Here is a 23,107-nt window from a genome sequence, read left to right on the forward strand (position 1 = left end):
CGTCAGGCGAGGCCCACCGAAACCGGCCCGAGCCCATGGCGGTCACGCCGCGCCCCGGCCCCGCGCGACCGCCGTCATCACCCGGAGCCGCCCTCCAGGCCCACCGGCCGTCTCCGGCCGGGAGCGCACGTCTACAGCGGAAGGAACGGCATGATCGGGAACGCGGCCGGTGGCCAGGGCCGAGAATGGGCGGCGCGGCCGGAGTTCTGGCGGGAGGTGTTCGACCACCTCAGCGCCGGGCTGGCCGTGCTGGACCCCTGCGGCCGGATCGTCGCGGTCAACCTCGCGGCCGGAGAACTCCTGGGGCGCACCGCGTCCGCGATGACGGGGCAGGACTTTCACAGCCTGCTGCACCACCACACGAACGGCGCCGCCATTCCGGACAAGCACTGCCGGCTGCTCATGGCGCTCACCCGGCGCATGCCGTCCAGCGCCGAGACGGACAGCTTCCTGAGCGGTGACGGACGTCCCATCCCCGTCTCCTGGTTCAGCTCTCCCCTGACCAGGAACGGCCACGTGCTCGGCACGACCGTGCTGTTCACCGGCGACACGACCGGCAGGGAGACGGAGGAGGGCCTTGCGGCGCACGTGATCGCCCTGGAGGACCTCGCGGACCGGCTGACCCTGGCGGCGGAGATCGCCACGGCCCTGGCCCAGACCCTGGACACCGAGGAGGCCATCGCCCGGCTGGGGCGCCTGCTGGTACCGCGCCTGGCCGACTGGCTCGCCATCGACCTGCGCAGGAAAGAGGGGATCCGAAGGGTGGCGGTGGTCGGCCCGGAGGACCGCGACGGCGATCAGAAGGCATGGCGGGGGCTTCTCCCGGCGGCGGACGAACACTCCCGTTCCGCCCTGGTGCGGGTGTTGCGCGGCGGCGGCCCGGTGCTGCTGGGGCCGAAAGAGATCGCCACCCCGCCCGACTCGCCGTTGGCGGCCGTCCAAACCGGATTCCTCCAGGCGCTCGGCGCCGTCTCGGCGGTCATCGTGCCCTTGGGCACCGCCCAGCAGGTCACGGGGGCCCTCACCCTGGCCCGTACCGGCGACCCGCCCTTCGACGCCACGGAGGTGGCCCTGATCGGCGACATCGGCCGTCGCGTCGGCCTGGCCATCGACAACACCCTTCTGTTCGGCCGCCAGCGCGAGATCGCCGAGGCCATGCAGCGCAACCTGCTCATCGCCCTGCCGCAGCCCGGCCGGCTGCGCATGGCCGCCCGCTACCAGCCCGCCGCGGCCGGCTCACAGGTGGGCGGCGACTGGTACGACGCCTTCCCCCTGCGCGACGGCGCCACCGCGCTGGTCATCGGCGACGTCGTCGGCCACGACCTGGCCGCCGCGGCGGGCATGGCCCAACTGCACGGCATGCTGCGTTCTCTGGCCTGGGATCGGATGCGACCGCCCAGTGCCATCATGGACCGCCTCGACGAGGCCATCCCCGTCATCACCAACGTCCCCATGGCCACCGCGATCTACGCCCGCGTCGAGGGCCCGGAGGAGGGGCCCTGGCGGTTGCGATGGACCAGCGCCGGTCACCCCCCGCCCCTCCTGATCACCCGCGAGGGACGCGCCGAATACCTGGAACAGGGACAGGGCCTGCTGCTGGGCACCGGCCTGGACGGCGCGAGCCGGCCGGACGCGACGATCCCCCTGCCTCCCGGCTCCACCCTGTTCCTCTACACCGACGGCCTGATCGAAGTCCCCGGCACCGAACTGGACACCAGCCTGCTTGGTCTTCGCCGCCATGCCGCCGCCCTCGCCCGCCATTCCCTGGACGACTTCTGCGACCAGATCCTCGCCCGCATGCCCGCCGGCACCATGGACGACATCGCCATGCTGGCCGTGCGCGTCCCGGCCGCCGCGCCTCCCGGCCGCCGGTAGCTCCCGCTCTCCACCTGCGGACGCCCGTCAGGTCTGGACGGCGCGGATCTCCGTCACGGTGAACGCGTCGGCGATGTGCCGGTTCTCCAGGAGGAACCCGACCAGTCCCGCAATCGCCTCCGGGCCCGTGGCGGCGCGTGCCTGGCCGGTGAGGAGGTAGACCAGGGGGGTGGACGGCTGGTCGAGCGCGAAGCGGCGGCCGTGGCGGCGTACGTCCTTCAACGTCTTGATCGGCATCGGCCGCGGCGAGGTGAACCACACCGCGATCTGCCACAGCGGCAGCGCCGGGTCGGCCTCGCCCGAGGCGTGGTAGCAGGCCACACACCCCTGCCCGGCGTGGCGCCCGTGGGGGCAGGTCCACCGGGCGGCCTCGGCGGCGAGTTGGTCGCGAACGCTCGCCTTCGCCGCCTCGGTCACGCGGCGACGCCCTCGTCCCGGCTCCGCCACAAGGCCCACCGCGTGCCCCTGTCGCGCCTGCCCCGCGGAACGGGGGTGACCGGTGGATGGTGGTTCGGCATCGGATGTGCCACCTGTCTCGGCGTGGAGGGCGGACTGTGTCCGGGGCCCTGCCGGCATGCGCAGTGTCCCGGGCGACCCACCCTACGCCGCCCGCCCCGCCGACCGGGCACGCGTACGCACCTGGTGCAATGGCCGCCATGACGATCGCCCGTTCTCTGGTGTTGTTCGCCGTGGCCGCGTTGTTCGAGATCGGCGGCGCCTGGCTGGTCTGGCAGGGCGTGCGCGAACAGCGCGGCCTGATCTGGATCGGCGCCGGCGTGATCGCCCTGGGCCTGTACGGGTTCGTCGCCACCCTGCAACCGGACGCCCACTTCGGCCGCATCCTGGCCGCCTACGGCGGTGTGTTCGTCGCCGGCTCACTGGTGTGGGGCATGATCGCCGACGGGTTCCGCCCCGACCGGTGGGACGTCATCGGCTCGCTGCTGTGCCTGGCCGGCGTCCTGGTGATCATGTACGCGCCACGCGCATGACACGCCCCCGCCCCAGGCCGGGGAATCACGCCGCGAATATCCGCGGATAAGGGGACGGCCGTTGTTTTCGGGTGTGCCGGAAACGACGCAAGGACCCCGGGTGGCCCGGGGTCCTTGGGATTCGTCGCGGCCGGTTACGGGCGGACGAGGATGACGTTGCCGAGGGAGCGCTGGCCGGTGGCGTCGGAGGGGCGGTTCACGATGCCGGTGCCGGAGGTGACCATGACGCTGGAGCCGCCGCCGTCGAGGTTCATCGCCTCGCGGGCGCCGAGGAGCTTCATGAGCTCGCCGGTCTGCGCGATGCCCAGGCCCTCGCTGTAGCCGTCCTGCCGGCCGTCCACCACGACCAGCATGAGCCGGCCCTGGGCGTCCATGCCGATCATGGAGCGCGGGTTGCTGCGGAGGGCCCAGTTGTAGGTGAAGGTCTGGTCGGCGCCCTCGCGGATCAGGCCGTCGGCCGCGGCGTTCACCGAGACCTTGCCGTCCTGGACGAGGGTCGGGCCGACCTGGAGGATCGTGGTGTCGGGGGTCAGGGCCACGCGGCGGCCCCGGCTGTCCTCGACGCGCTCGGTCACGTGCAGCCGCTCGCCGACCTCCACGTGCTCAACCAGCCAGGTCGCGCTGTCGCCGATGGCCTGGACGGTGGTCCCGCCGACGGGGATGGGCGCGCCGCGGGAGGCGTTCACCGCCGTCACCTTGCCGGCGGCGTCCAGTACGGCCTCCGCTCCCGCGCCGGTGGGCGGGGTGCCCCATTCGGGGGTGAACAGCACGAGTTCGCTGCTGTCGGTGCACTTCAGGTCGTGCTGCGGCTTCTCGGTGGGCAGGTCGCCGCCCACGCCGCCGCAGTTCCAGATCTCGCCGGGGAGCCGGTTGACGCCGTCGATCTCGGCGCTGTCGCGGCCGGCTCGCAGGGTGACGTGGGCGGTGTAGGCGTCCACGTCCACCGCACGGCCACCCTTGGTGATCTTGATGCCGCCGCGGCCCTGGGTGGCCGAGCCGATCAGCTTGCCGTCCTTGACGTACATGCCGCCGGGCGCGCTGTTGTAGAACCACTGCGCGTTGATCCCCGCCACGGCGCCGGCCGCCTGGGCCAGGTCGGTCAGCTTCTCCGTGCCGTTCAGCGCCGGGCCGAAGTCGGTGCCGACCGTGCCGCCGAACTCGCGGAAGTCCACGCGGAGCACGTGCACCTTCTGGGGCGCCCCGGGGTCGGTGCCGTCCTGCGCGGTGTAGCGGGTGCCGCCCGCGAACCCGGCCGCCCTGATCCTGGACAGCGCGGCCGACGCCTCGGCGCTGGTGGCGTACTTGCCGACCCGGACGGTCCAGCCGAGCGTGCCCGCCGCGTGGTCGGCGAACGCGGGTGAGGAGACCTCTTCGAGCCTCGGCTCGAAGCCCTTGTCCCGGACCGCCGCGGCGACGCGGTCGGCGATCTCCTTCGCCCCCAGCGCGGTGTTGGCCGTGTTCAGCGGCCCGCCGGCCGTGGCGGGCAGGTACACGTGGACCGTCCAGTAGTCGTCGGCGTCCTTCTTGCCCAGCGACATCGAGGTCAGCGTCACCCCGGGCGCCACGGTGGTGGTCACCGGCGGCGCGCTCAGCGGCAGCTTGCCGCCGAAGAAGGAGTCCTGCGGGGTGGCCGCCGCGGCGGGCGCGTTCACGGCCAGTACGGTCACGACCGCCGCCAGCGCGGAGAAGGTGGTCCGGCGCATGTACGTCCTCATCTCAAGAGAAATATGTGCTCGTGCAGTTAATGAGTTGCGGATGGCCCGAAATCGAACGCGAGGCGTTTCCCGTGAAGCACCGGGGTGAACAGCTCCGCCGACCCGTTGTACGGCGATTAGTCACAAATCGATAACCCACAACAGAGGCCGCCAGGCGATGATCACGGGTTATGGCGCAGCGTTTGATCCGCGATGGCGCGGCTCCTGGCGCGGTGGTGAGCGGGGAGCCGGGCCTCGGCTAGTAGAGGGGCGGGCGAGGAAGTTCGGGCGCAGTGTGCCGTTCGGGGTCCGGCTGGACGCACTCGCCCACGCCGAACGGCACTCGGGGCAGGAGGTGAGGGAATGAGCCAGCGCCCCGCTCCCCGGCGCCGTTGAGGAGGTTTCGCGGCGCCGTACGTACCTTTCAGCGGCAGATTTCCGGTTCCGGGAGGTACGTGAATGCACCGCAGACTCGCCCTCGTCTCCGCCGTCGCGCTCGCCCTGGCAGGGGCCCTGGTCCCCACCGGCGCGGCGCGGGCGGTGACCGGCCCCGAGCCCGTCGGGTGGTCGGCCACGGACTCGTGGCCGGAGCGCAGGTCCGTCCTGCAGTACTGGACGCCGCGGCGGATGCTGGCCGCCCAGCCGATGGGGGCGCCCGCGCCGCGGCGGAACTCCGGGTCGAGCGCGCCGACGCAGGGCACGCCGTGGGCGACCCGGGGCGTCTCGGCCGCCGGCACGCAGGGCACGCCGTGGACGGTCCGCCCCGCCTCCACCGGCGGGCGCCTGGCCCGGGTGCCGAACAGCCCCGGGCTGCGCTGGGATGACGGTGGAACGGTGGTGCGCACCACCGGGCGGGTGTTCTTCACCACCGCGGACGGGCGCAACTCCTCCTGTTCCGGGACCGCGGTGACCAGCGCCAACGAGAGCGTCGTGATGACCGCGGGGCACTGCGTGAAGCTGAACGGGGCGTTCCACCGCAACTGGGTGTTCGTCCCGGCCTTCGACGACGGGCGGCGGCCGTTCGGCACCTGGGTGGCGACCTGGCTGATGACCACGCCGCAGTGGAACGCGCGCGAGGACATCAACTTCGACGTCGCCGCCGCCGTCGTCGCGCCGCTGGACGGGCGGACCCTCACCGACGCCGTGGGCGGGCAGGGGGTGGCGTTCAACCAGCCCAGGCGGCGGCAGATGTACTCCTTCGGCTACCCGGCCGCCGCGCCGTTCGACGGCTCGGACCTGATCTACTGCAGCGGGCGCGCCTTCGACGACCCCGTCTCCACCAGGGACCTGGGGCTGCGCTGCGACATGACCGGCGGCGCGAGCGGCGGCCCGTGGTTCCAGGGGTTCGAGGAGTCCACCGGGCTCGGCTGGCTGAACTCGGTCAACAGCTTCAAGTACGACGGCGCCCCGCAGTTCATGTTCGGCCCCTTCTTCGGCGACGAGGCGATGGCCGTCTACCGGGCCGCCCAGAACGCCGACGCGGCCTGAGCGTGAAGCCGCCGCCGGGTGGGTGGGAGCCCGGCGGCGGCTGTGGGGGGTGGCGGCGTTACGGGCGGGTGATGCCGAGGGTGTAGGAGCCGCTGCCGCTGTAGGCGTGGACGCGGTAGCGGTAGTAGCCGGCGGTGCCGTTGTAGGTCACGGTCTCGTCGGGGGCGGCGGTGGTGCCGCTGGCGACGGTGGTCCAGGCGGAGCCGTTCCAGCGCTGGAGGTACAGGTCGAAGTCGACGCCGGCCGGGCCGTCCAGGCAGGCGCGGTGGGTGCCGCTCGTGGTGGACTGGTAGTAGGAGTTGTTCGGCTGGTAGGCGTTGGCGCCGCTGCTCAGCGAGCCGGTGTAGGTGTTCTGGTAGCCGGTGCAGCCGGGCGGCGGAGGCTCGGAGTCACCGGTGGTGAGGGTCAGGCCGTACGTGGTCAGGATCTCGTTGACCGGCTGGAAGTACGTCGTGCCGCCGACGCTGCAGTTGCCGGAGCCGCCGGAGGTGACGCCCTGGGCCTGGCTGCCGGAGATGAAGGAGCCGCCGGAGTCGCCGGGCTCGGCGCAGACGCTGGTGCGCACGACCTGGTTCACGGTGCCCTGGGGGTAGGTCACGCTGGTGTTGCGCTGCTGGATGGTGCCGCAGTGCCACTGGGTGGTGGAGCCGGAGCGGCACACCGAGGAGCCGGCGGGTGCCTCGGTGGAGCCCGCGACCTCGACGATGCCGTTGCCGTAGGCGTTCACGACGCCCACGGGGGTCCAGTTGGAGTTCACCGCGACCCAGGCGTAGTCGTTGCCGGGGAACGAGGAGCCCTGGAAGGTGCCCTGGGCCACCCGGTTGTGGCCGGTGGTGCTCGCGCCGGTGGAGCCGCAGTGGCCGGCCGTGACGAAGCCGCCGGTCGAGCCCCTGGTCACCGAGAAGCCGACGGAGCAGCGGGAGCTGCCGTTGATGTAGTACGCGTCGCCGCCGCGCACGTCGTACAGGGGGGTGGGCTGCTCGGTGGTGGTCTCGATCCGGACGGCGGCGCGGTCGGCGCCACTGGCCGCGACGAACGCCTCGCCGGCCGCGGTGTCCCTGGCCGCGACCACGACGACGTTGGCGACCTCGTCCACGTACCACAGCGGGACCGACGCGGCGTGCGCGGACGCCTTGTCCAGCTTGTCCTTGACCGCGGTCAGCTCGGCGAGGCTGCGCGCGACCACCTTGGCCTGGGCGCCGGCGGCGGTGATGTCGGCGGTCGCGGCGGCGTCGGTGGTGGCGACCACGAGCGCGCCGGTGCCGGTGACCCAGGAGCCGCCGAAGCGGTCCTTGAGCTTGTTGCGCAGCTTGGGCTCGGTGCGCATGGCCCTGGCCTCGTTGGCGAGGCGGGCCTCGGCCTGCTCGGCGGTGAGGCCGAGGTCGCGCTGCATGGCCTCGACCATCCCGCGCGGGGGCTTGGCGGCGGACTGACCGGCGGCGGTCACGGGATCGGCCGTGGCCGGGCTGCCGGTGAGCACGATCGCGGTGCTCGCGACCACGGCGCCCATGATCAACAGGCGTGTCCGGATCATGAGGTCTCCTCGGATCGGGGGGTGCCGTCACCGTACGGCCCACCCGATCCCGAGGGGATCTATCAGTTGTCCTATAACGCGGCGTTATGGGCGGGCACGAGCGCCACCCGTCCCCGCCGGCCCGGCTCAGCCGGAGAGGGCCACGCCCCCGCCCGGCAGCCCCGCCCGGTCGGGCACCACCCGGGGCAGCCCGCGCAGCCACGCCTCGATGTCGCCCGGCCACCACCGCCCGGCCGACAGATGGCCCAGCTCCTCGGTGACCGCCGCCGCCGACGGCCGCACCGGCACCACCCGCACGGGCGCGGCCCCGGCCATCACCCCGAGCCACCAGTGCCGCCAGGTCTCGGTCATCGAGTCGGGCTCCAGCACCAGGTAGTAGTCGGGCAGCACCAGCCGCTCGGCCCGCAACTCGCCGATCGCGGCCTCGATGGCCACCTCCAGGGTCCCGACCGGCGCGGTGCCGTCGAAGAACCCCGCCCACGCCGCGGCCACCTCACCCAGCGGATCGGCGTCGTGCACGACGTACGTCGCCGCCGACCGCGCCGCGACCTCCATCACCTCGGCCACCCGCTGCTCCCGCCGCGGGATCGCCCGCACGTTGTGCAGCCCGTCCAGCCCGGCGACCACGTCCGCGGCCCCGTCGCCCACCACCACGACCACCGTACTGCTCAACCGCCGCATATCAGGAATCCTATGCCGCCGATATGGGCGCGCATTCTGTCGGCGGGGTCTGCCATCGTGGAGGCATGGCGGACGTGATCGAGTCACCGCGGTCGGTCGAGCAGGCCGTCGCGGCCGAGCGGGCCGGGGTGCGGCTGCGGTATCTGTGCTTCTGGGGGCACCGGGCCCGGCGCGAAGGCGAGATCGGGGCGTGGTGCCTGAGCCAGTGGTGGCCGGTGGAGTTCGAGGAGGACGGACGGGTGTTCCGCTCCGCCGAGCACTACATGATGGCGCACAAGGCGCTGCTGTTCGGCGATGAGGAGGCCGCGGCCCAGATCCTGGCGGCCGGCCATCCCGGCGAGGCCAAGAAGCTGGGGCGCGGGGTGCGCGGGTTCGACGAGCGCGTGTGGGCCGAGCACCGCTACGACATCGTGGTGCGGGGCAACGTCGCCAAGTTCGGGCAGCACGAGGAGCTGCGCGAGTTCCTGCTCGGCACCCGCGGACGGGTGCTGGTCGAGGCCAGCCCCGTGGACCGCATCTGGGGCATCGGCCTGGCCGCCGACGACGAGCGCGCCGCCTCCCCCGCCACCTGGCGCGGCCTCAACCTGCTCGGGTTCGCCCTGATGGACGCCCGCGACCGGCTCGCGAGCGCGTGACACCCGGTCCGGGGCGGCTCACCCGGCGGGGCCCACTCGCCCTGCCACTTGGTGAAGGTCTGGTCGGCGATCCGCCCCGGCCCGTACGCCGCCGCCCGCGCGGTCTCGCCCGCCGACGGGCGGCTGCACCGCTGGGTGATCGGCCCGGCCGCCCGCACGGTCACGGCGCGGTCCGTGATGGGCCGCCCGCATTTGAGTAGGGCCGTACTCATGTGTCCGGGTGCGGGGCCGCGGCACAGTGGGGAGCATGGGACTTCTCCGTACACTCCCGGCCGATGCCTGAGGTCCGGCCGCTCACCGGGCGGGACCCGGAGCGGGTCGGCGGGTACGTGCTGTGCGGCGTGCTCGGTGAGGGCGGGCAGGGCACGGTGTATCTCGGGCGGGCGCCCTCGGGGACGTGGGTGGCGGTGAAGGTGTTGCACGGCTGGCTGGCCGGGCGGCCGGAGGCGCGCAGGCGGTTCATGCGGGAGCTGGACGCGGTCCGCCGGGTCGCGCCGTTCTGCACGGCGAAGGTGCTGGACGTGAACCTGTTCGGCGAGCGGCCGTACATCGTGAGCGAGTACATCCCGGGCACGTCGCTGGAGGAGCTGGTCGCCGCCGAGGGGCCGCGCACCGGGTCGGGGCTGGAGCGGCTGGCGGTGGCGACGCTGACCGCGCTGGCCGCGATCCACCGGGTGGGGATCGTGCACCGCGACTTCAAGCCGCGCAACGTGATCCTGGGGCCCGAAGGGCCGGTGGTGATCGACTTCGGCATCGCGCACCACCTGGAGTACACCACGGTGCACTCGGCGGTGACGGGGACTCCGGCGTACATGGCGCCGGAGCAGTTCGAGGGACGGCAGGCCGGGGCGCCGGCCGACCTGTTCGCCTGGGCCTGCACGATGGTGTACGCCGCGACGGGACGCCCGGCCTTCGGAGGCGCGAGCGTACCGGCGATCATGCACGCGATCGTGACCCGCGAGCCCGACCTGTCCGGCGTCCCGGGCGAGCTGCGCCCGTTGCTCGCCTCGTGCCTGGACAAGCGGCCCGAGGTCCGGCCGACGGCCGCCGCCGCGCTCAGGCGGCTCACCGGCGACGCGACCAGGGCCATGCCGGCGCCGGGCGTCCTTCCGGCGACGGCGACGGCGGAGGAGGAGGGGGACGTGCCGACCATCCCCGGCGGGCGGGCCGCGGCGGCCGGGACTCCGCCGCGGTCCGCGGGGGCGACGCTGCCGCCGGAGGACTGGCCCAGGCGGCGCACCGGCCGGCGCCGGCGTACGGTCGTGATCCTGGCGGCGGTGCTGCTCGCGATCACGGCCGCGCTCGTGCCGCTCGCCCTGCGGGACGGAGCCCCCTCCCCCGCGCCCGGCTCCTCCCCGGCCCGTACGTAGCCGGTGCGGGTCAGGCGCCGCGGCGGGCGCGGACCTCGGTGCCGCGACGCCAGATCAGCGGGTTGAGGTCGAGCGGGGGCGGCGGGTCCGGGAGGGAGGCCAGGACCTCGTCCCGGGCGATCGACGCGGCGCTGACACGGCGCCGGAAGTCGGTGAATATCTGGACTTCGCCGTCGGGGTAGTGGGTCAGGACTTCCTGCGGGTGGTAGTCGCAGTTCGACGTGCCCCGGTTGAGATTGCGAGGCAGGAAGGCCGCGTCCAGGGCCCACTCGCGCAGGAGGTCCGGGGCGGCGCGCACCACGATCATGCCGCCGACGCGTTCGACGGCGGCGCCGCAGCGGTTCAGCGAGCGCCGCCACTGCCACGGGACCGCCTCCTGGCGGGCCACTTCCGCCTCCAGGCCCCAGGTGTGCCACTTGACGCTGCCGTGCGGGCGGTGGCGGCGGTCGGCCACGCGGCGGCGCAGCGCGCGGGCGGCGTCGCGGGTGAGCGTGGTGAGCTGAGCCGGGACCAGCGCGATGGGGTCGGCGGGCTCGGCGTCGAAGGGGTTTCGCGTCAGGTGGGGCGGGCCGATGACGACCAGGGTGCCGGGGCGGCGCTGGTAGGACAGGCCCCACAGCAGGCGGGCGAGCAGGCGCGCGCCGTGCGGGTCGGACAGGATGTGCCAGGTGTCGTGGTAGCGGTTGGTGGACAGGCGCGCCCGGACCCCGGGGCGCAGGGTGATCATCTCGTACGCGCGTCCGTCGGCGCGCACCTCGTGCCGGTGCAGCTTGAGCCGGTCGCCGTCGGCGTGGGCGGCGGCGGGCCGTGGCGACTTAGGCACCCGTCATCCTCGCGATCCCTCCTCTGTGTGGCGTCGATTCGCGGATCTTCATGGAAGCGGGAGCGGGCCGCCGGGCACAACCGGTTTTCCCCGCCGCGCGGCGCGGCGGCGGCGCGGCGGGGAGGACCCGGCGTCAGGCGTGGGCGTAGACCTCCTTGGCGCGGGTCTCGGAGACCTGGCCGTCCAGGACGTCCGCCCGTACGGCCCCGGGGTCGCGCTCGGCGGGCGGGCCGAAGCCGCCGCCCCCGCCGGTCGCGCACCGGATGACGTCACCCGCCTTGAGCCTCAGGCCGTTGCACTTGAGCAGGCGGCGCTCGTCCTCGCGGCCCGGGTTGATCACGACCTCCGGGGGCGCCGCGTCGTGCCCGCCGAACAGGCCCCACGCGGGCGTGGTGGAGCGCTCGAACCACAGCGACACCGTGCAGTCGTGCAGCGCCGTGTACTCGCGTACGACACCGTTGCCGCCGCGGAAGCGCCCGGCGCCGCCGGAGTCGGGCCTGATCTCGTAGGTGCTGATCCGGAACGGGTAGCGGGTCTCGAACACCTCGATCGGGATGTCCTTCAGCGAGCCGTTCACGTTGTTGATCAGCGCGGTCTCGCCGTCGGAGCCGTCCCAGGCCCCCCAGCCGCCGAGCGTGGCCTCCAGGCTGACGTAGTCGCGGCGCGTACGCGGGTCGCGGCCGGCCAGCAGCACGATCATCGAGTCGCCGTGGCTGGCGCCCGCGACCTTCTCCGGCAGCGCCGGGGCCAGGGCCCGCGCCACCATGTCGATGAGCAGGCCGAGGTGGGAGAAGTACCACTGGCAGGCGGCCGGGGCCACCGCGCCGAACACCGAGCCCTCGCGCACCTGCACGGTCATCGGCCGGAACGAGCCGCCGTTGCCGGGCACGTCCGGGCTGACCAGCAGCTTGTAGCCGACCCGGCAGGCCGAGACGGTCTGCGAGACGCCGCAGTTGACCGGGCCCACGGTCTGGTCGGCCGAGTCGCGCACGTCGAAGTCGATGTCGGAGCCCGAGACCGTGATCGTCAGCCGCACCGGGACGGGGGTGTCCAGGTCGATGCCGTCGTTGTCCAGGCAGCCCTCGGCGGTGTAGACGCCGTCGGGGATCGCCGCGATGACCTCGCGCTCCAGCGCCTCGGTCTGGGCGAAGATCTCGTCGCGGGCGGCGCGGAGCGTGTCCAGCCCCCAGCGCCGCACGATCTCCTCCAGGCGGGCCTGGCCCATCTTGATCGTGGCGATCATCGCGTGCATGTCGCCGCTGGTCTGGTAGGGGAAGCGGACGTTGGTGGCGATGGTGCTCATCACGCCGGGCACGTCCACGCCGCCCTCGACCAGCTTCTGCGGGCCGAGCCGCAGGCCCTCCTGGAAGATGTTCACCGAGTCCATCGACCCGCCCGGGTCCTTGGAGCCCACGTCGATCCAGTGGGCGCGGGTCGCGGTGAAGCCGACCAGCTCCTCGTCCACGAACACCGGGCCGAAGATGGTGACGTCGTTGAGGTGCGTGCCGCCGAGGTAGCTGTCGTTGAGGATCCACACGTCGCCCGGCCGCCACACCTCGCGGCCGAACTGCTCCTCGGTGGCCTTGGTGCAGGTCTCCAGGTTGCCCAGGAAGATCGGCAGGCCGGCCGACTGGCCGAGCACCTGGTGCTGGTCGTCCAGCAGCGCGACCACGCAGTCACCGCACTCGTAGATGATCGGCGTGTACGCCGACCGGATCAGGGTGGCGTTCATGTCGTCCGCGGCCGCGGCCAGCGCGTTGCGGATGATCTCCACGACGACCGGGTCCACCTTCTGACTCACTTGTTCTCCTCTCCGGCGGCACGGACGACCAGCGAGCCGATCGGGTCCACCGACACGGTGTAGCCGGGCGGCACCACGGTGGTCGCGGTGCTCTCCATGACGATCGCCGGGCCCTCGAAGTCGTGGCCCGCGGCCAGCTCCTCACGGCGTACGAGCAGGGTGGGACGCGCGGCGCCGTCGAAGACGACCTCGCGGAGCCGGCTGGGGAAGCCCGCTCCCTCGGCGGCGGCCGGGATCTCCTCGGCCGCGCCCCGGCCCAGGTCGCCGAACGCGGTGGTGCGCAGCGTGACGAACTCGATCGGCGCGCCCAGGTTGGCGTGGCCGTAGCGGGACTCGTGCTGCTGGGCGAACCGCTTGGCGATGGTCTCGACGAAGCCCTCGCGGGCCGGCTCGGCCGCGTCTTCGAGCGGCACGGTCAGCGTGTACTCCTGCGCGGCGTACCGGATGTCCACCGCGTGCTCCACGCGGCGGTTCTCCTCGGGCACGCCCTCCTCGGCCAGGGACGCCAGGCCCTCCTCCGCCATCGCGGCGAGCCTGGCCGCCATGTCGGCCGGGTCCAGGTCGGCGTCCAGGAAGAAGTAGGTGTCGGAGAAGTCCTTGCGGATGTCGGTCTGCAGCATGCCCCAGGCGGAGAACGCGCCGGGGAAGCGCGGCACGACGACCTCGCCGATGCCCAGCTCCCTGGCCAGGAACACCGCGTGCATCGGGCCCGCGCCGCCGAAGGCGACCAGGGTGAACTCCCGCGGCTCGATGCCCCGCGAGACGGTGATGGTCCGGATGGCCTGGGCCATCTTGGCGTTCGCCACGTCGCAGATGCCCTCGGCCATCGCGACCGTGTCCAGGCCCAGCGCCTCGCCGAGCCCCGACACGGCGGTGGTCGCCGCGGCGGTGTCCAGCGCCACCGAGCCGCCGGCGAACCACTCCGGGTCGATGCGGCCGAGCACCAGGTTGGCGTCGGTGACGGTCGGCTCGGTGCCGCCGCGGCCGTAGCAGGCGGGGCCGGGGGTCGCGCCCGCCGACCGGGGGCCGACGCGCAGGCCGCCCGCCTCCAGCCAGGCCACCGAGCCGCCGCCCGCGCCGATGGTGTGGATGTTGACCACGCTCATCAGCATCGGCAGGCCCTCGATCTTGGCCTCCGGCGAGATGTCCGGCTGCCCGTCGATGACCAGCGACACGTCGAAGGAGGTGCCGCCCATGTCCACGCAGATCAGATTGGGGCGGCCGATCTGGCGGGCCAGCTCGACGCCGCCCATCGTGCCGCCGACCGGGCCGGACAGCAGGGTCTGCAGCGGGCGGCGGCGCGCGGACTCGGCGGTGAGGATGCCGCCGGAGGACTGCATGACGTGCAGCGGCACCGACAGGCCGCGCTCGGTCAGGTTGGCCTCCAGCCGCTCCAGGTAGCGCCGCACCACCGGCCCGGTGTACGCCTCGACGACGGCGGAGGACGTGCGCTCGTACTCGCGCCACTCCTTGGCCGCCTCGTGCGACAGCGAGATGGTCACCTCCGGGCCCAGCTCCTCCAGCAGGATCTCCCGGGTGCGCAGCTCGTGCGCCGGGTCGAGGTAGCTGAACAGGTAGGCGACCGCGATGGCCCCGAACCCGCCGTCGCGGTAGACCTGGGCGGCGCGGCGGACGGCGTCCTCGTCCAGCGGCTCCAGCTCGGCGCCGGCGGCGTCGAACCGGCCGCCGATCTCCAGGATGTCGCGCAGCGGCACCAGCGGCTCGGGCTTGCGGAAGTGCAGGTCGTACAGGCGGGTGCGGGGGCCGCGGGCGATGTGGTACGTGTCGCCGGCTCCGGCCGAGGCCAGCAGCAGCACCTTCACCCCGCGCCGCTCCAGGAACGCGTTGAGGCCCTGGGTGGTGCCGTGGACGGTGAAGGAGATGTCGCCGGGGGAGTCCACCAGCGAGGCCAGGGCGGTGAGCACGCCGTCGGTCAGGTCGTCGGGGGTGGTGGACGACTTGCCCACCAGGTACCGCCCGGTCGCCTCGTCGTACCCGATGACGTCGGTGAACGTGCCGCCGATGTCCATGGATACCCGGAATCGGGCCATCAACGAGCTCCTTTCTGTGGGCGTCGCGGCGACGGTAGCTCCGGGCGGCCCGGCCGCAGTGTGCACACCGACCAGCGATCCGGGGTGAGACGGTGCGGCGTGCCCTGCGCGGCCGGCTCGGGGCGCGGGAGACTGGCGCCGCCGAACGGACGATCAGGGGGTGGACGGTGCGGGTCGAGACGGGGCCGCGGCGGGCGGGCGTGCCGGAGGTGCGCGGGGTGTTCGCCGGGGAGGCGCCGGACCTGCCGTGGGGCGGTTTCGCGGGCGCGGCCGGCGAGACGGCGGCGGCGTACGAGGGCGGGGCGCCGGTGCTGCTGGCGGGCCTGGGCCCGGAGCGCGAGCTGGACGCCGAGGCGCTGCGCACGGCGGCCACCGCCGCGGCCAGGGCCGTGCCCGAGGTGCAGACCGACCTGGCCGCCCGCGCCGCCGCCCGGCTGGGCCCGGCCGAGTCCGTACGCGCGACGGTGACCGGCCTGGCGCTGGCCGAGACGCCGCCCTCCCTGGTGACGCTCACCGGCTGCGGCGACGAGGCGAAGGCGATCAAAGCAGCGGAGGCGACCGAAGCGGCAGAGAGGACCGAAGCGGCAGAGGCGACCGAATCGGCAGAGGCGATCCAGGCGGCGATCGAGGCCGGCCTGCTCGACGCCGAGGCCGTGCTGCTGGCCCGCGACCTGATCAACCGCCCGCCGGGCGACCTGATCCCGTCCCGGCTGGCCGAGGAGGCGCACGACGCCGCGGTGCGCGGCGGGCTCGACGCCCGGGTGCTGGACGAGCACGCGCTGCGCGAGCTGGGCATGGGGGCGCTGCTCGGCATGGGCGCGGGCTCCCCGCACCCGCCGCGCCTGGTGGACCTGCGCTACGAGCCGCCGGGCGCGCGGGCGTCGGTGACGCTGGTCGGCAAGGGCATCACCTTCGACTCCGGCGGCCTGTCCCTGAAGTCCCCGGCCGCGATGATGGCCATGCGCGGCGACATGACCGGGGCCGCGGTCGTGCTCGGGGTGATGGCGGTGCTGGCCCGGCGCGGGCTCCCGGTCGCGGTGCGCGGCCTGCTCCCGCTCGCCGAGAACATGATCGGCCCGTACGGCGTGCGCCCCGGCGACGTGCTGGCCGCCTGCGACGGGCGGCGCATCCAGGTGCTGGACACCGACTTCGAGGGCCGGGTGATCCTGGCCGACGCGCTCGCCCTGGCCGCCCGCGACCGCCCCGGCGCGATCGTGGACGTCGCCACGCTCACCTACCAGGTGGTCACCGCGCTCGGCCCGGACATCGGCGGCGTGCTCGGCCGCGACCCGGCGCTCACCGAGCGGGTGCTCGCGGCGGGCGCGGCGGCGGGCGAGCCGCTGTGGCCGCTGCCGTGGGCGCGCCGCTACCGCGACCAGATCTCCTCGCCGTACGCCGAGGTGCGCAACTTCCCCGAGGCCGACACCGGGCGGGCGATCACGGCCGCGCTGCTGCTGGGCGAGTTCGTGCCGGAGGAGATCCCGTTCGCGCACCTGGACATCACCGGCCCGTCCTGGCGCGGGCCCGCGTCCGGGCGCGGCGCGACGGGGTTCGGCGTGCTCACGCTGACCCGCCTGCTGGAGGCGTTCGCCCGGGGCGCCTGACGGGCACGCCTTCCGTGACCGCGCCTGTCCCCCGGCGGCGCGGGCCCCCCGGATTGTCGGTGCCGGGTCCTACCATCCCTCCCTGACCGACCGGCACAAGCGAAGGGAGACGAGATGACCATCGCCGTCACCACCCCGACCGGGCATGTGGGATCGCGCGTGGTACGGCTGCTGCTCCAGGCGGGCGTACGGCCGAGGGTGCTGGTGCGCGACCCGGCGCGGCTGGACCCCGAGACCCGTGAGCGTGTGGAGGTGCGGCAAGGCGATCTCACCGACGCCGCGTTCGTCCGCGAGGCGACGGCCGGGGCGCGCACGGTGTTCTGGGTCGATCCGACCCCGCACGTCGCGGAGGAGCCGGTGGAGACCTCGCGGCGCACCGCCGTGGCCGTCGCCGAGGCGGCCAAGGCCGGAGACGTCGCCAGGCTCGTGCTGCTGAGCAGCATCGGCGCCGAGCGGCGGCACGGCGTGGGCCACATCGACGGGCTGGCCGCGATCGAGGAGCTGTTCGACGCCTCCGGGGCCGACGTGCTCCACCTGCGCTGCGGCTACTTCTTCACCAACCTGCTCATGGACCTGGAGTCGCTGGCCGGCGGGGTGCTCACCACGGCGGCCGACCCCGACCGGCCCGTGCCGTGGGTCGATCCGCGCGACATCGGCGACATCGTGGCGGCCCGGCTGCTGAACGACGCCTGGCGGGGCCGCGTGGTGCAGGCCGTGCACGGCCCGCAGGACCTCTCCTTCCGCCAGGTCGCCGAGATCCTGACCGGCGCGCTGGGCCGGCCGGTCCGCCTCCAGGTCGTCACCGACGACGACGTCCGCGCCGCCCTGAGCGGGGCCGGCCTGCCGCCCTCGGCCGTCGAGGGCATCGTCGGCATGACCGCCGGCACCCGCGACCTGGTGCCCGAGCAGCCGCGCGATCTGATCACCACCACCCCGACCACCCTCGCCGGCTGGGCCTACGCGCACCTGCGCCCGCTCCTGCCCCCTCACCCATCGGGCGATTAAGCCGCTTTCAAGCCGCTTTCCAGTGGTTCGCCGGACACTCCTGCGTACCTAACTGGGGGATGTGGAGACCGATGCGAAAGACCTTACGCACGACGCTGGCGGCCGCGGGGGTGGCCCTGGCCGGCGTGACCGCCGCACAGGGAACGGCCGTGGCCGCGCCGCAGGAGGCAAAGCCGCCGCGCGACGTGGCGGTAGGCACTCGGATCGCCGCGATGACCGATCCGGCGGTGCAGCTCATCTACCTGCAGTACACCGCGACCGCGCGGGTGCCCTCCGTACGCCCGACCAAGGCGTTCGGCGCGCTGCAGGCCAAGGCGCGCAAGCACGCCAAGGCCAAGCGCATCCCGGCCGACCGGCAGAGCCAGCTCAAGTGGGTGCTGCGGCAGGCGGCGGCCGACGTGGATCGCTACCTCGCGCCGGCCAAGCCGTACCGGACGACGCCGGTGGTGCTCGGGGGCCTGTGCACCGGCTGGTGGGTCACGCCGCAGGGGCACATGGTGACCGGCGCCCACTGCACCTCCGCCGACGCGGCCACGCTGCGCGAGACGTTCACCACCCAGGCGATCCCCGACATCGCCGAGCGGGACGTCAAGACCTTCCTGAACGCCTACATGGACGTCGCCCAGCCCGACGACGACCTGGTCACGCTGGCCAACACCATGTTCACCCGGTTCGGCACCGCCAAGATGCGGGTCACCGGCCTGAAGAAGGAGATCAACCTGGTCCGGGCGCTGCCCGGGGGCGGCATGGACCGCACCTCGAAGTTCTCCCCGCTGACCCTGCTCGACGAGGGCGAGCCCTGGCCCGGCCTGGACTACGCGCTGCTCAAGCTCAAGGGCGCGCGCAACCTGCCGACCGTGCCGCTCGGCCGCGACGGCGACGTGCGGGTGGGCGACCAGATCTACATCAACGGCTTCCCCGGCCTGATCACCCAGAACGTGGCCGTCTTCGACCCCAAGTCGCGGCTGTACCCGACCCTGACCGAGGGCGCGGTCAACGCCAAGCGCACCACGGTGCGGAACGTGCCCTACATCCAGTCGCAGGCCCCGTCGTACGGCGGCAACTCCGGCGGCCCGGTGTTCAGCAAGGACGGCAAGGTCATCGGCATCCTCATCGCCGGCAGCGTGGACCAGGCCACCGGCGAGACCGCCGAGAACCACAGCTTCATCCTGCCGGTGGACGTCATCAGGAAGCGGCTCGCCGCGGCCGAGGTGAAGCCGGCGCTGTCGGAGACCTCGCGGCTGTACAACGCGGCCCTGAACGACTACTTCGCCGGCCGCTACCGCGCGGCCCTGCCCAAGTTCCGCCAGGTGCGCGAGCTCTACCCGGCGCACCCGTACGTGGGCACGTACATCGCCGACACCAAGAAGGCCATCGCCGCCGGCAAGGACAAGTAGCGGGCTGCTAGCGGGCCATCCGGTAGCGCAGCCAGGCGAGGCCGCCGTCGAAGGTCCGGGACGCGAGGAGCTCCAGCCCGGCCGCCGGCGGCGCGGCCCCGGGCCAGCGGCGGTCGCCGCCTGGCCCGGCGAGCACCGGGTGCACGAGCAGGCTCACCTCGTCCACCAGCCCCCGGGCGAGCAGGGCGCCGACGAGCCCGCCGCCGCTGTCGACGCGCACGACCCGCGCGCCCTCCCGCTCGGCGAGGGCGCGCAGCGCGGCCTCCAGGTCGACCCGTTCGCCGCCCGCGACCAGCTCCGGCACCCACGCCAGGCTCGCGGGCCGCGGCGGGATGGACCCGGCCCGCAGCGCGAGGACCCGGGACCAGTGCCCGGCGTCGCGCAGCGCCGCCCACGCGCTGACCCGCGCCCGCCCGTCCACGACCGCGAGCAGCGGCCCGCCGGAGGCCGGCCCCGGCCCGGACGCCCCGGCCGGCGTGGGCTCCTGCGCCAAGATGGTGTCGGCGCCGGCCAGGGTCGCATCCTCGTTCCAGGTGGCCGCCGGCTCGTAGAACCGCCCGGCGTCGGGCGCGAACCCGGTGGTCGCGCCCTCCAGCGACACCGCGACGTGCGCCACGACATAGGGCCGCGCACCGCCGTCCATGCGCCGACTCTACGCGGAATGTACGCGGACTCTACCCGGCGCCGGTGGCGCCTCACAGGGTGTTCACGAGCCCGCCGTCCACGCGCAGGGCCACGCCGGTGATGTACGACGCCTGGGCCGAGCACAGGAACGCGACCGCGGCGCCGAACTCGGAGGGGTGTCCGTGGCGGCGGGCCGGGATCGCCGCCGCGGACTCTGCCGAGACCTCCGCCACGGTGCGTCCCTCGCGCTCGGCCCGCGCCGCGTCCAGCCGGGCCATGCGGTCGGTGGCGATGCGGCCGGGCAGCACCATGTTGACCGTCACGCCGTCGGCGGCCACCTCGGTGGCCAGGGTCTTCAGGTAGGCGGCCAGCGCCCACCGGCCGACGTTGGAGGAGGCCAGGTTGGGCAGCGGCGCGGCGACGCCGCTGGAGCCGATCGCCACGATCCGCCCCCAGCCGCGCTCGCGCATGCCGGGCAGCACCAGCGAGACCAGCTCCTGCTGGGGGCGCAGCAACGAGTCCACCGCCGCCGTGATCGCCGCGCCGTCCATGGCGGCGGCGGTCCCGGGCGCGGGCCCCGGCCCGTTCAGCACCAGGATGTCGATCGGCCCGAACATCTCCTCGGCGGTGGCCACCAGCCGCCGCGGCACGGCCGGGTCGAGCAGGTCGCCCGGCGCGGCGGCGGCCTCGGGCAGCTCGGCCGCGATGCCCGCGGCCAGCTCGGCGCGGCGCCCGCCGATGACCACCCGCGCCCGCTCGGCGCCCAGCGCCCGCGCACTGGCCTCGCCCAGCCCGCTGGTGGCCGCGCACACCAGCGCGACCCTGCCCTGAATGCCGAGATCCATCAGGCGCCTCCCTCCGGCTCACGCCGATCCTCGGGTCCGGCCGGCACGCCTCCCGCCGGCCGGGCATTCCTCGCCTTCCTCATGGGCACCATCCAACATCACAGCTCCGGGAGGAGGGCGTAGCAGGCCAGGTGCAGCGCCAGGCGCTGGTCGGGGCGGTCGGGATCGACGCCGCGGGCGCGGATGCGCTCGACGCGGCCGAGCACGGTGTTGCGGTGCACCCCCAGGCGGGAGGCCGCCTGGCTGGTGGAGCCGCCGCAGTCCAGCACCGCGGCGAGGGTGGCGACCAGCACCGGGCCGTCGGGGGCCGACAGCAGGTCGGCCAGGACGACGCGGGCCGAGGCCACCAGGTCGGGGCCGGAGAGGGCGGCCAGCATCACCCGGTAGCCCAGCTCGTCGAAGGAGCGCACGGTTCCGGGGGCCTCGCGGACGGTCACCCCGGCGGCGAGCACCGCCTGCGACAGCGACTCGCGCAGTCCGCCCGCCCCGTACGCCGCGCGGCCCACGCCGCCGCTCAGCGGGACCGGGGGGCGCATGCGGGCCAGGGCCCGGCCCAGCGCGGCGGCGACCTGGTCCACCTCGATCTCCCCGCCGGACCACCAGCTCGCCCAGCCCGACTCCCAGGGGACGAGCGGCAGGTCGGGCAGCGCCTCCTGCCAGGCCGACACCACGCCGGGCGTGGCGGCGGCCACGTCGAGCGCGGCGCCGGTGCGCAGGAACACCGCGACGTGCCGGCCGTCCACGCGCCAGCCGAGCACCGGTTCCGGGATCTCCGGCGCCTCCTCGGGCAGCGCGCGGGCGGCGGCCTCGGCGGCGCCGGCGAAGATGGCGGCCAGGGCGGCGCGGCCCCGCTCGGCGTGGTGCACCGCCTCGACCCGCTCCCTGGCCACGGAGGTGGCCAGGGGCGCGCGGGCCAGGCGGAGGATCAGGCGTACGGTGGCGGCCCAGGTCTGCGACTGCGCGCCGGACATCGCGGCGACCAGTTCGGCCCAGCCCCGGCCGTCGGGGCCGGGCACGCCCACCCTGACCTGGTGCTCGGCCCTGACCGCGGCCGACTGCCCGGCCAGCACGTGGCCGTCGGGGGCGACCAGCGCCGCCGTGACCCCGGGCACCTCGGTGTTGATCACGCCGACGATGCCGCGCACGCTGCTGCGCTCGGCGAACAGCTCGGCGCAGCGGGCCGCGAGCCGGGCGCGGGCGGCCTCGGGGCTGGCCACGGCGGCGGCCAGGTCGAGCGCGACCGGGGCGCTGTCGCCCTCGACCGCGAACAGCGGCAGCCGCATGCGCCGGGCGAGCTGGGCGGTGGCCTGGGTCGGGCCGGTCACGGCCGGGGTGACCAGGCAGGCCGCGCCGCGCTCCCAGGCCAGCCGCAGCGCCGACTCCACCGCCCAGGCGCCCAGGGCCAGGCCGCTCGCGAGCACGACGGCGGTGCCGGGGCCGCAGCGGCGGATCGCGTCCAGCTCCGACACCAGCGCGACCTGCGACACCTGGCGGGCCAGGTTCTCCCCCGCCAGCATCTCGGCGCGCCCCAGCGGGCCGTACCTGACCAGCTCGTCCACGGTGAGCTGCTCGGCGGGCCGCCGCGCGCGGGCGCCGGGGCCGGTCACCGGGCCCCCTCCCCCGGGTGGCGTAGCGGGAAGCCGAACGCGCCCGGCCCGCCCAGGGCGAGCCCGGGGACGCTGTGCCAGACGGGGGCGGCGGGCACGCGCAGCACGTCCACCAGGTCGCCGGCGGCCAGCCGCTCGGTGCCGGTCATCCGCAGCGTGCCCCGGTCCAGCAGGCACAGCAGGTCGGGGACGGCGGCGACGAGCGCGCCGTCGGCCAGCGCGAGCACCAGCTCGTTGTGCGCCTCAAGGCGGATCAGCCGCCCGGTGCCGAGGTCGTGCACCACCATGCCGACGGGGTTGCCCGGGTAGACGGTGCCCGCCTGGCGCACGCTCGGGCCGATCTCGACCACCCGCCCGCCGCCCAGCACCGACGCGCCCGCCGCCCCGGCCAGGCCGCGCAGCAGCCGGTCCAGCGGCCCGCCCTCGCACAGCACCCGGCCCACCTCCAGCACCCGGCTGACCGAGCCGTGGATCGCGGCGTCGCGCAGCCGCCCGGCCCGCGTCTGGTACATGCCGCACATCAGCCACCCGCCGGCGGCCTGCGCCATGGAGCGGGCGAGCTGCTCGGCGCGGGCGGAGCCGGTGTCGAGCAGCAGCGAGTCGTGCCCCGCGCTGACCACGGCGAGCGGGCTGAGCGAGAGCCCGGCCAGCTCGTAGGTGGTCTGGTGGATCAGCGGGAACACCCGGCCCATGCCGTCGCAGTCGATCAGCGGCAGCCCGAGCACGGCCGCCGCCGCGACCGGGAACAGCGCGTTGACGCTGGCCGCGTTGAGCGGCATCACCGCCCCCAGCCGCCGCCCGCCCGCCATGGCCAGGCTCCGCGCCAGCGTGACCGGCTCGTCGCCGGACGGCGGCAGCTCGGCCATCGCCGTGGTGGAGCCCATCCCGCCGATCGCCGCGCAGGGCGTGTCGGGCGGCAGCTCGGCGGCGGGCACCAGGCGTACCGGGCCGGTGTGGGCGAGGATGTCCTCCAGCCACGGCCCGGCGAACTCGATGCCCTCGCCGGCCGCGCTGGTGGAGTAGAACTCGGCGCCCGCGAGCAGCGCGGGCACGTCCGCGACGCCGATCTCCGCCGTCATGGCCT

The 23,107-nt window shown here is 74.5% G+C and carries 19 protein-coding genes; 8 read left to right on the plus strand and 11 right to left on the minus strand.

All coding sequences use genetic code 11. The annotated features are described in order from the left end of the window. The first annotated feature begins 150 nt into the window (after positions 1–150). Positions 151–1,875 carry a SpoIIE family protein phosphatase gene (locus HNP84_RS12940; RefSeq protein WP_185049916.1) on the plus strand — a complete coding sequence of 575 codons (1,725 nt, stop codon included), beginning with the start codon at positions 151–153 and terminating at the stop codon, positions 1,873–1,875. 27 nt (positions 1,876–1,902) lie between these two features. On the opposite strand, the gene HNP84_RS12945 is transcribed toward HNP84_RS12940, so the two are convergent. Continuing rightward, positions 1,903–2,292 carry a hypothetical protein gene (locus HNP84_RS12945; RefSeq protein WP_185049917.1) on the minus strand — a complete coding sequence of 130 codons (390 nt, stop codon included), beginning with the start codon at positions 2,290–2,292 and terminating at the stop codon, positions 1,903–1,905. Positions 2,293–2,531: 239 nt separating this feature from the next. On the opposite strand from HNP84_RS12945, the gene HNP84_RS12950 reads away from it, so the two are divergent. Beyond that, a complete protein-coding gene (locus HNP84_RS12950) occupies positions 2,532–2,864 on the plus strand; it encodes a YnfA family protein (protein WP_185049918.1) in 333 nt (110 codons plus the stop codon). Between the two features lie 134 nt (positions 2,865–2,998). Here HNP84_RS12950 and HNP84_RS12955 read toward each other — a convergent pair whose 3' ends face one another. Then, complete coding sequence (locus HNP84_RS12955; RefSeq protein WP_185049919.1) at positions 2,999–4,567, minus strand: phosphodiester glycosidase family protein; 1,569 nt, start codon at positions 4,565–4,567, stop codon at positions 2,999–3,001. 450 nt (positions 4,568–5,017) lie between these two features. On the opposite strand from HNP84_RS12955, the gene HNP84_RS12960 reads away from it, so the two are divergent. After that, positions 5,018–6,046 (plus strand): trypsin-like serine peptidase, encoded by a 1,029-nt coding sequence (locus HNP84_RS12960; RefSeq protein ID WP_185049920.1) that lies wholly within the window; start codon positions 5,018–5,020, stop codon positions 6,044–6,046. Between the two features lie 58 nt (positions 6,047–6,104). Here HNP84_RS12960 and HNP84_RS12965 read toward each other — a convergent pair whose 3' ends face one another. Further along, on the minus strand, positions 6,105–7,580 hold the full coding sequence (locus tag HNP84_RS12965; protein ID WP_185049921.1) for a S1 family peptidase: 1,476 nt from the start codon (positions 7,578–7,580) through the stop codon (positions 6,105–6,107). A 126-nt stretch (positions 7,581–7,706) separates the two neighbouring features. Beyond that, positions 7,707–8,261: a hypothetical protein gene (locus tag HNP84_RS12970; RefSeq protein WP_185049922.1), complete on the minus strand. Its 555-nt coding sequence runs from the start codon at positions 8,259–8,261 to the stop codon at positions 7,707–7,709. 65 nt (positions 8,262–8,326) lie between these two features. Between HNP84_RS12970 and ybiA the strand changes: the two genes are divergently transcribed. Continuing rightward, positions 8,327–8,896, plus strand: coding sequence for a riboflavin biosynthesis intermediates N-glycosidase (gene ybiA, locus HNP84_RS12975; RefSeq protein ID WP_185049923.1), 570 nt, complete (start codon positions 8,327–8,329; stop codon positions 8,894–8,896). Positions 8,897–9,171: 275 nt separating this feature from the next. Beyond that, entirely contained in the window at positions 9,172–10,266 is a 1,095-nt protein-coding gene (locus HNP84_RS12980) for a serine/threonine-protein kinase (RefSeq protein ID WP_185049924.1), read from the plus strand. A gap of 10 nt (positions 10,267–10,276) precedes the next feature. Here HNP84_RS12980 and HNP84_RS12985 read toward each other — a convergent pair whose 3' ends face one another. From HNP84_RS12985 to HNP84_RS12995, 3 genes are all read right to left on the minus strand, one after another. Continuing rightward, a complete protein-coding gene (locus HNP84_RS12985; RefSeq protein ID WP_185049925.1) occupies positions 10,277–11,089 on the minus strand; it encodes a hypothetical protein in 813 nt (270 codons plus the stop codon). A gap of 133 nt (positions 11,090–11,222) precedes the next feature. Next, complete coding sequence (locus HNP84_RS12990; protein ID WP_185049926.1) at positions 11,223–12,890, minus strand: hydantoinase B/oxoprolinase family protein; 1,668 nt, start codon at positions 12,888–12,890, stop codon at positions 11,223–11,225. After that, on the minus strand, positions 12,887–14,941 hold the full coding sequence (locus HNP84_RS12995; RefSeq protein WP_185049927.1) for a hydantoinase/oxoprolinase family protein: 2,055 nt from the start codon (positions 14,939–14,941) through the stop codon (positions 12,887–12,889). Before HNP84_RS12995 ends, HNP84_RS12990 begins: the two co-directional genes overlap by 4 nt. Before the next feature lie 167 nt (positions 14,942–15,108). Between HNP84_RS12995 and HNP84_RS13000 the strand changes: the two genes are divergently transcribed. From HNP84_RS13000 to HNP84_RS13010, 3 genes are all read left to right on the plus strand, one after another. Continuing rightward, a complete protein-coding gene (locus HNP84_RS13000; protein ID WP_185049928.1) occupies positions 15,109–16,545 on the plus strand; it encodes a M17 family metallopeptidase in 1,437 nt (478 codons plus the stop codon). Positions 16,546–16,659: 114 nt separating this feature from the next. After that, the gene (locus HNP84_RS13005) at positions 16,660–17,550 is read left to right on the plus strand and encodes an NmrA family NAD(P)-binding protein (protein ID WP_185049929.1); all 891 of its coding nucleotides are present in this window, start codon (positions 16,660–16,662) and stop codon (positions 17,548–17,550) included. Positions 17,551–17,621: 71 nt separating this feature from the next. Then, the gene (locus HNP84_RS13010; RefSeq protein WP_185049930.1) at positions 17,622–18,947 is read left to right on the plus strand and encodes a trypsin-like peptidase domain-containing protein; all 1,326 of its coding nucleotides are present in this window, start codon (positions 17,622–17,624) and stop codon (positions 18,945–18,947) included. Between the two features lie 7 nt (positions 18,948–18,954). On the opposite strand, the gene HNP84_RS13015 is transcribed toward HNP84_RS13010, so the two are convergent. From HNP84_RS13015 to HNP84_RS13030, 4 genes are all read right to left on the minus strand, one after another. Then, positions 18,955–19,590 carry a dihydrofolate reductase family protein gene (locus HNP84_RS13015; protein ID WP_185049931.1) on the minus strand — a complete coding sequence of 212 codons (636 nt, stop codon included), beginning with the start codon at positions 19,588–19,590 and terminating at the stop codon, positions 18,955–18,957. Between the two features lie 52 nt (positions 19,591–19,642). Beyond that, complete coding sequence (locus tag HNP84_RS13020) at positions 19,643–20,416, minus strand: SDR family oxidoreductase (RefSeq protein WP_185049932.1); 774 nt, start codon at positions 20,414–20,416, stop codon at positions 19,643–19,645. A 98-nt stretch (positions 20,417–20,514) separates the two neighbouring features. Next, positions 20,515–22,023: a PucR family transcriptional regulator gene (locus HNP84_RS56005; protein WP_221336208.1), complete on the minus strand. Its 1,509-nt coding sequence runs from the start codon at positions 22,021–22,023 to the stop codon at positions 20,515–20,517. Then, a complete protein-coding gene (locus HNP84_RS13030; RefSeq protein WP_185049933.1) occupies positions 22,020–23,102 on the minus strand; it encodes a DUF917 domain-containing protein in 1,083 nt (360 codons plus the stop codon). The genes HNP84_RS56005 and HNP84_RS13030 overlap by 4 nt, the downstream gene beginning before the upstream one ends. Positions 23,103–23,107 lie beyond the last annotated feature (5 nt).

The organism is Thermocatellispora tengchongensis (genome assembly GCF_014202315.1).
GTDB classification, from domain to species: Bacteria; Actinomycetota; Actinomycetes; order Streptosporangiales; family Streptosporangiaceae; genus Thermocatellispora; species Thermocatellispora tengchongensis.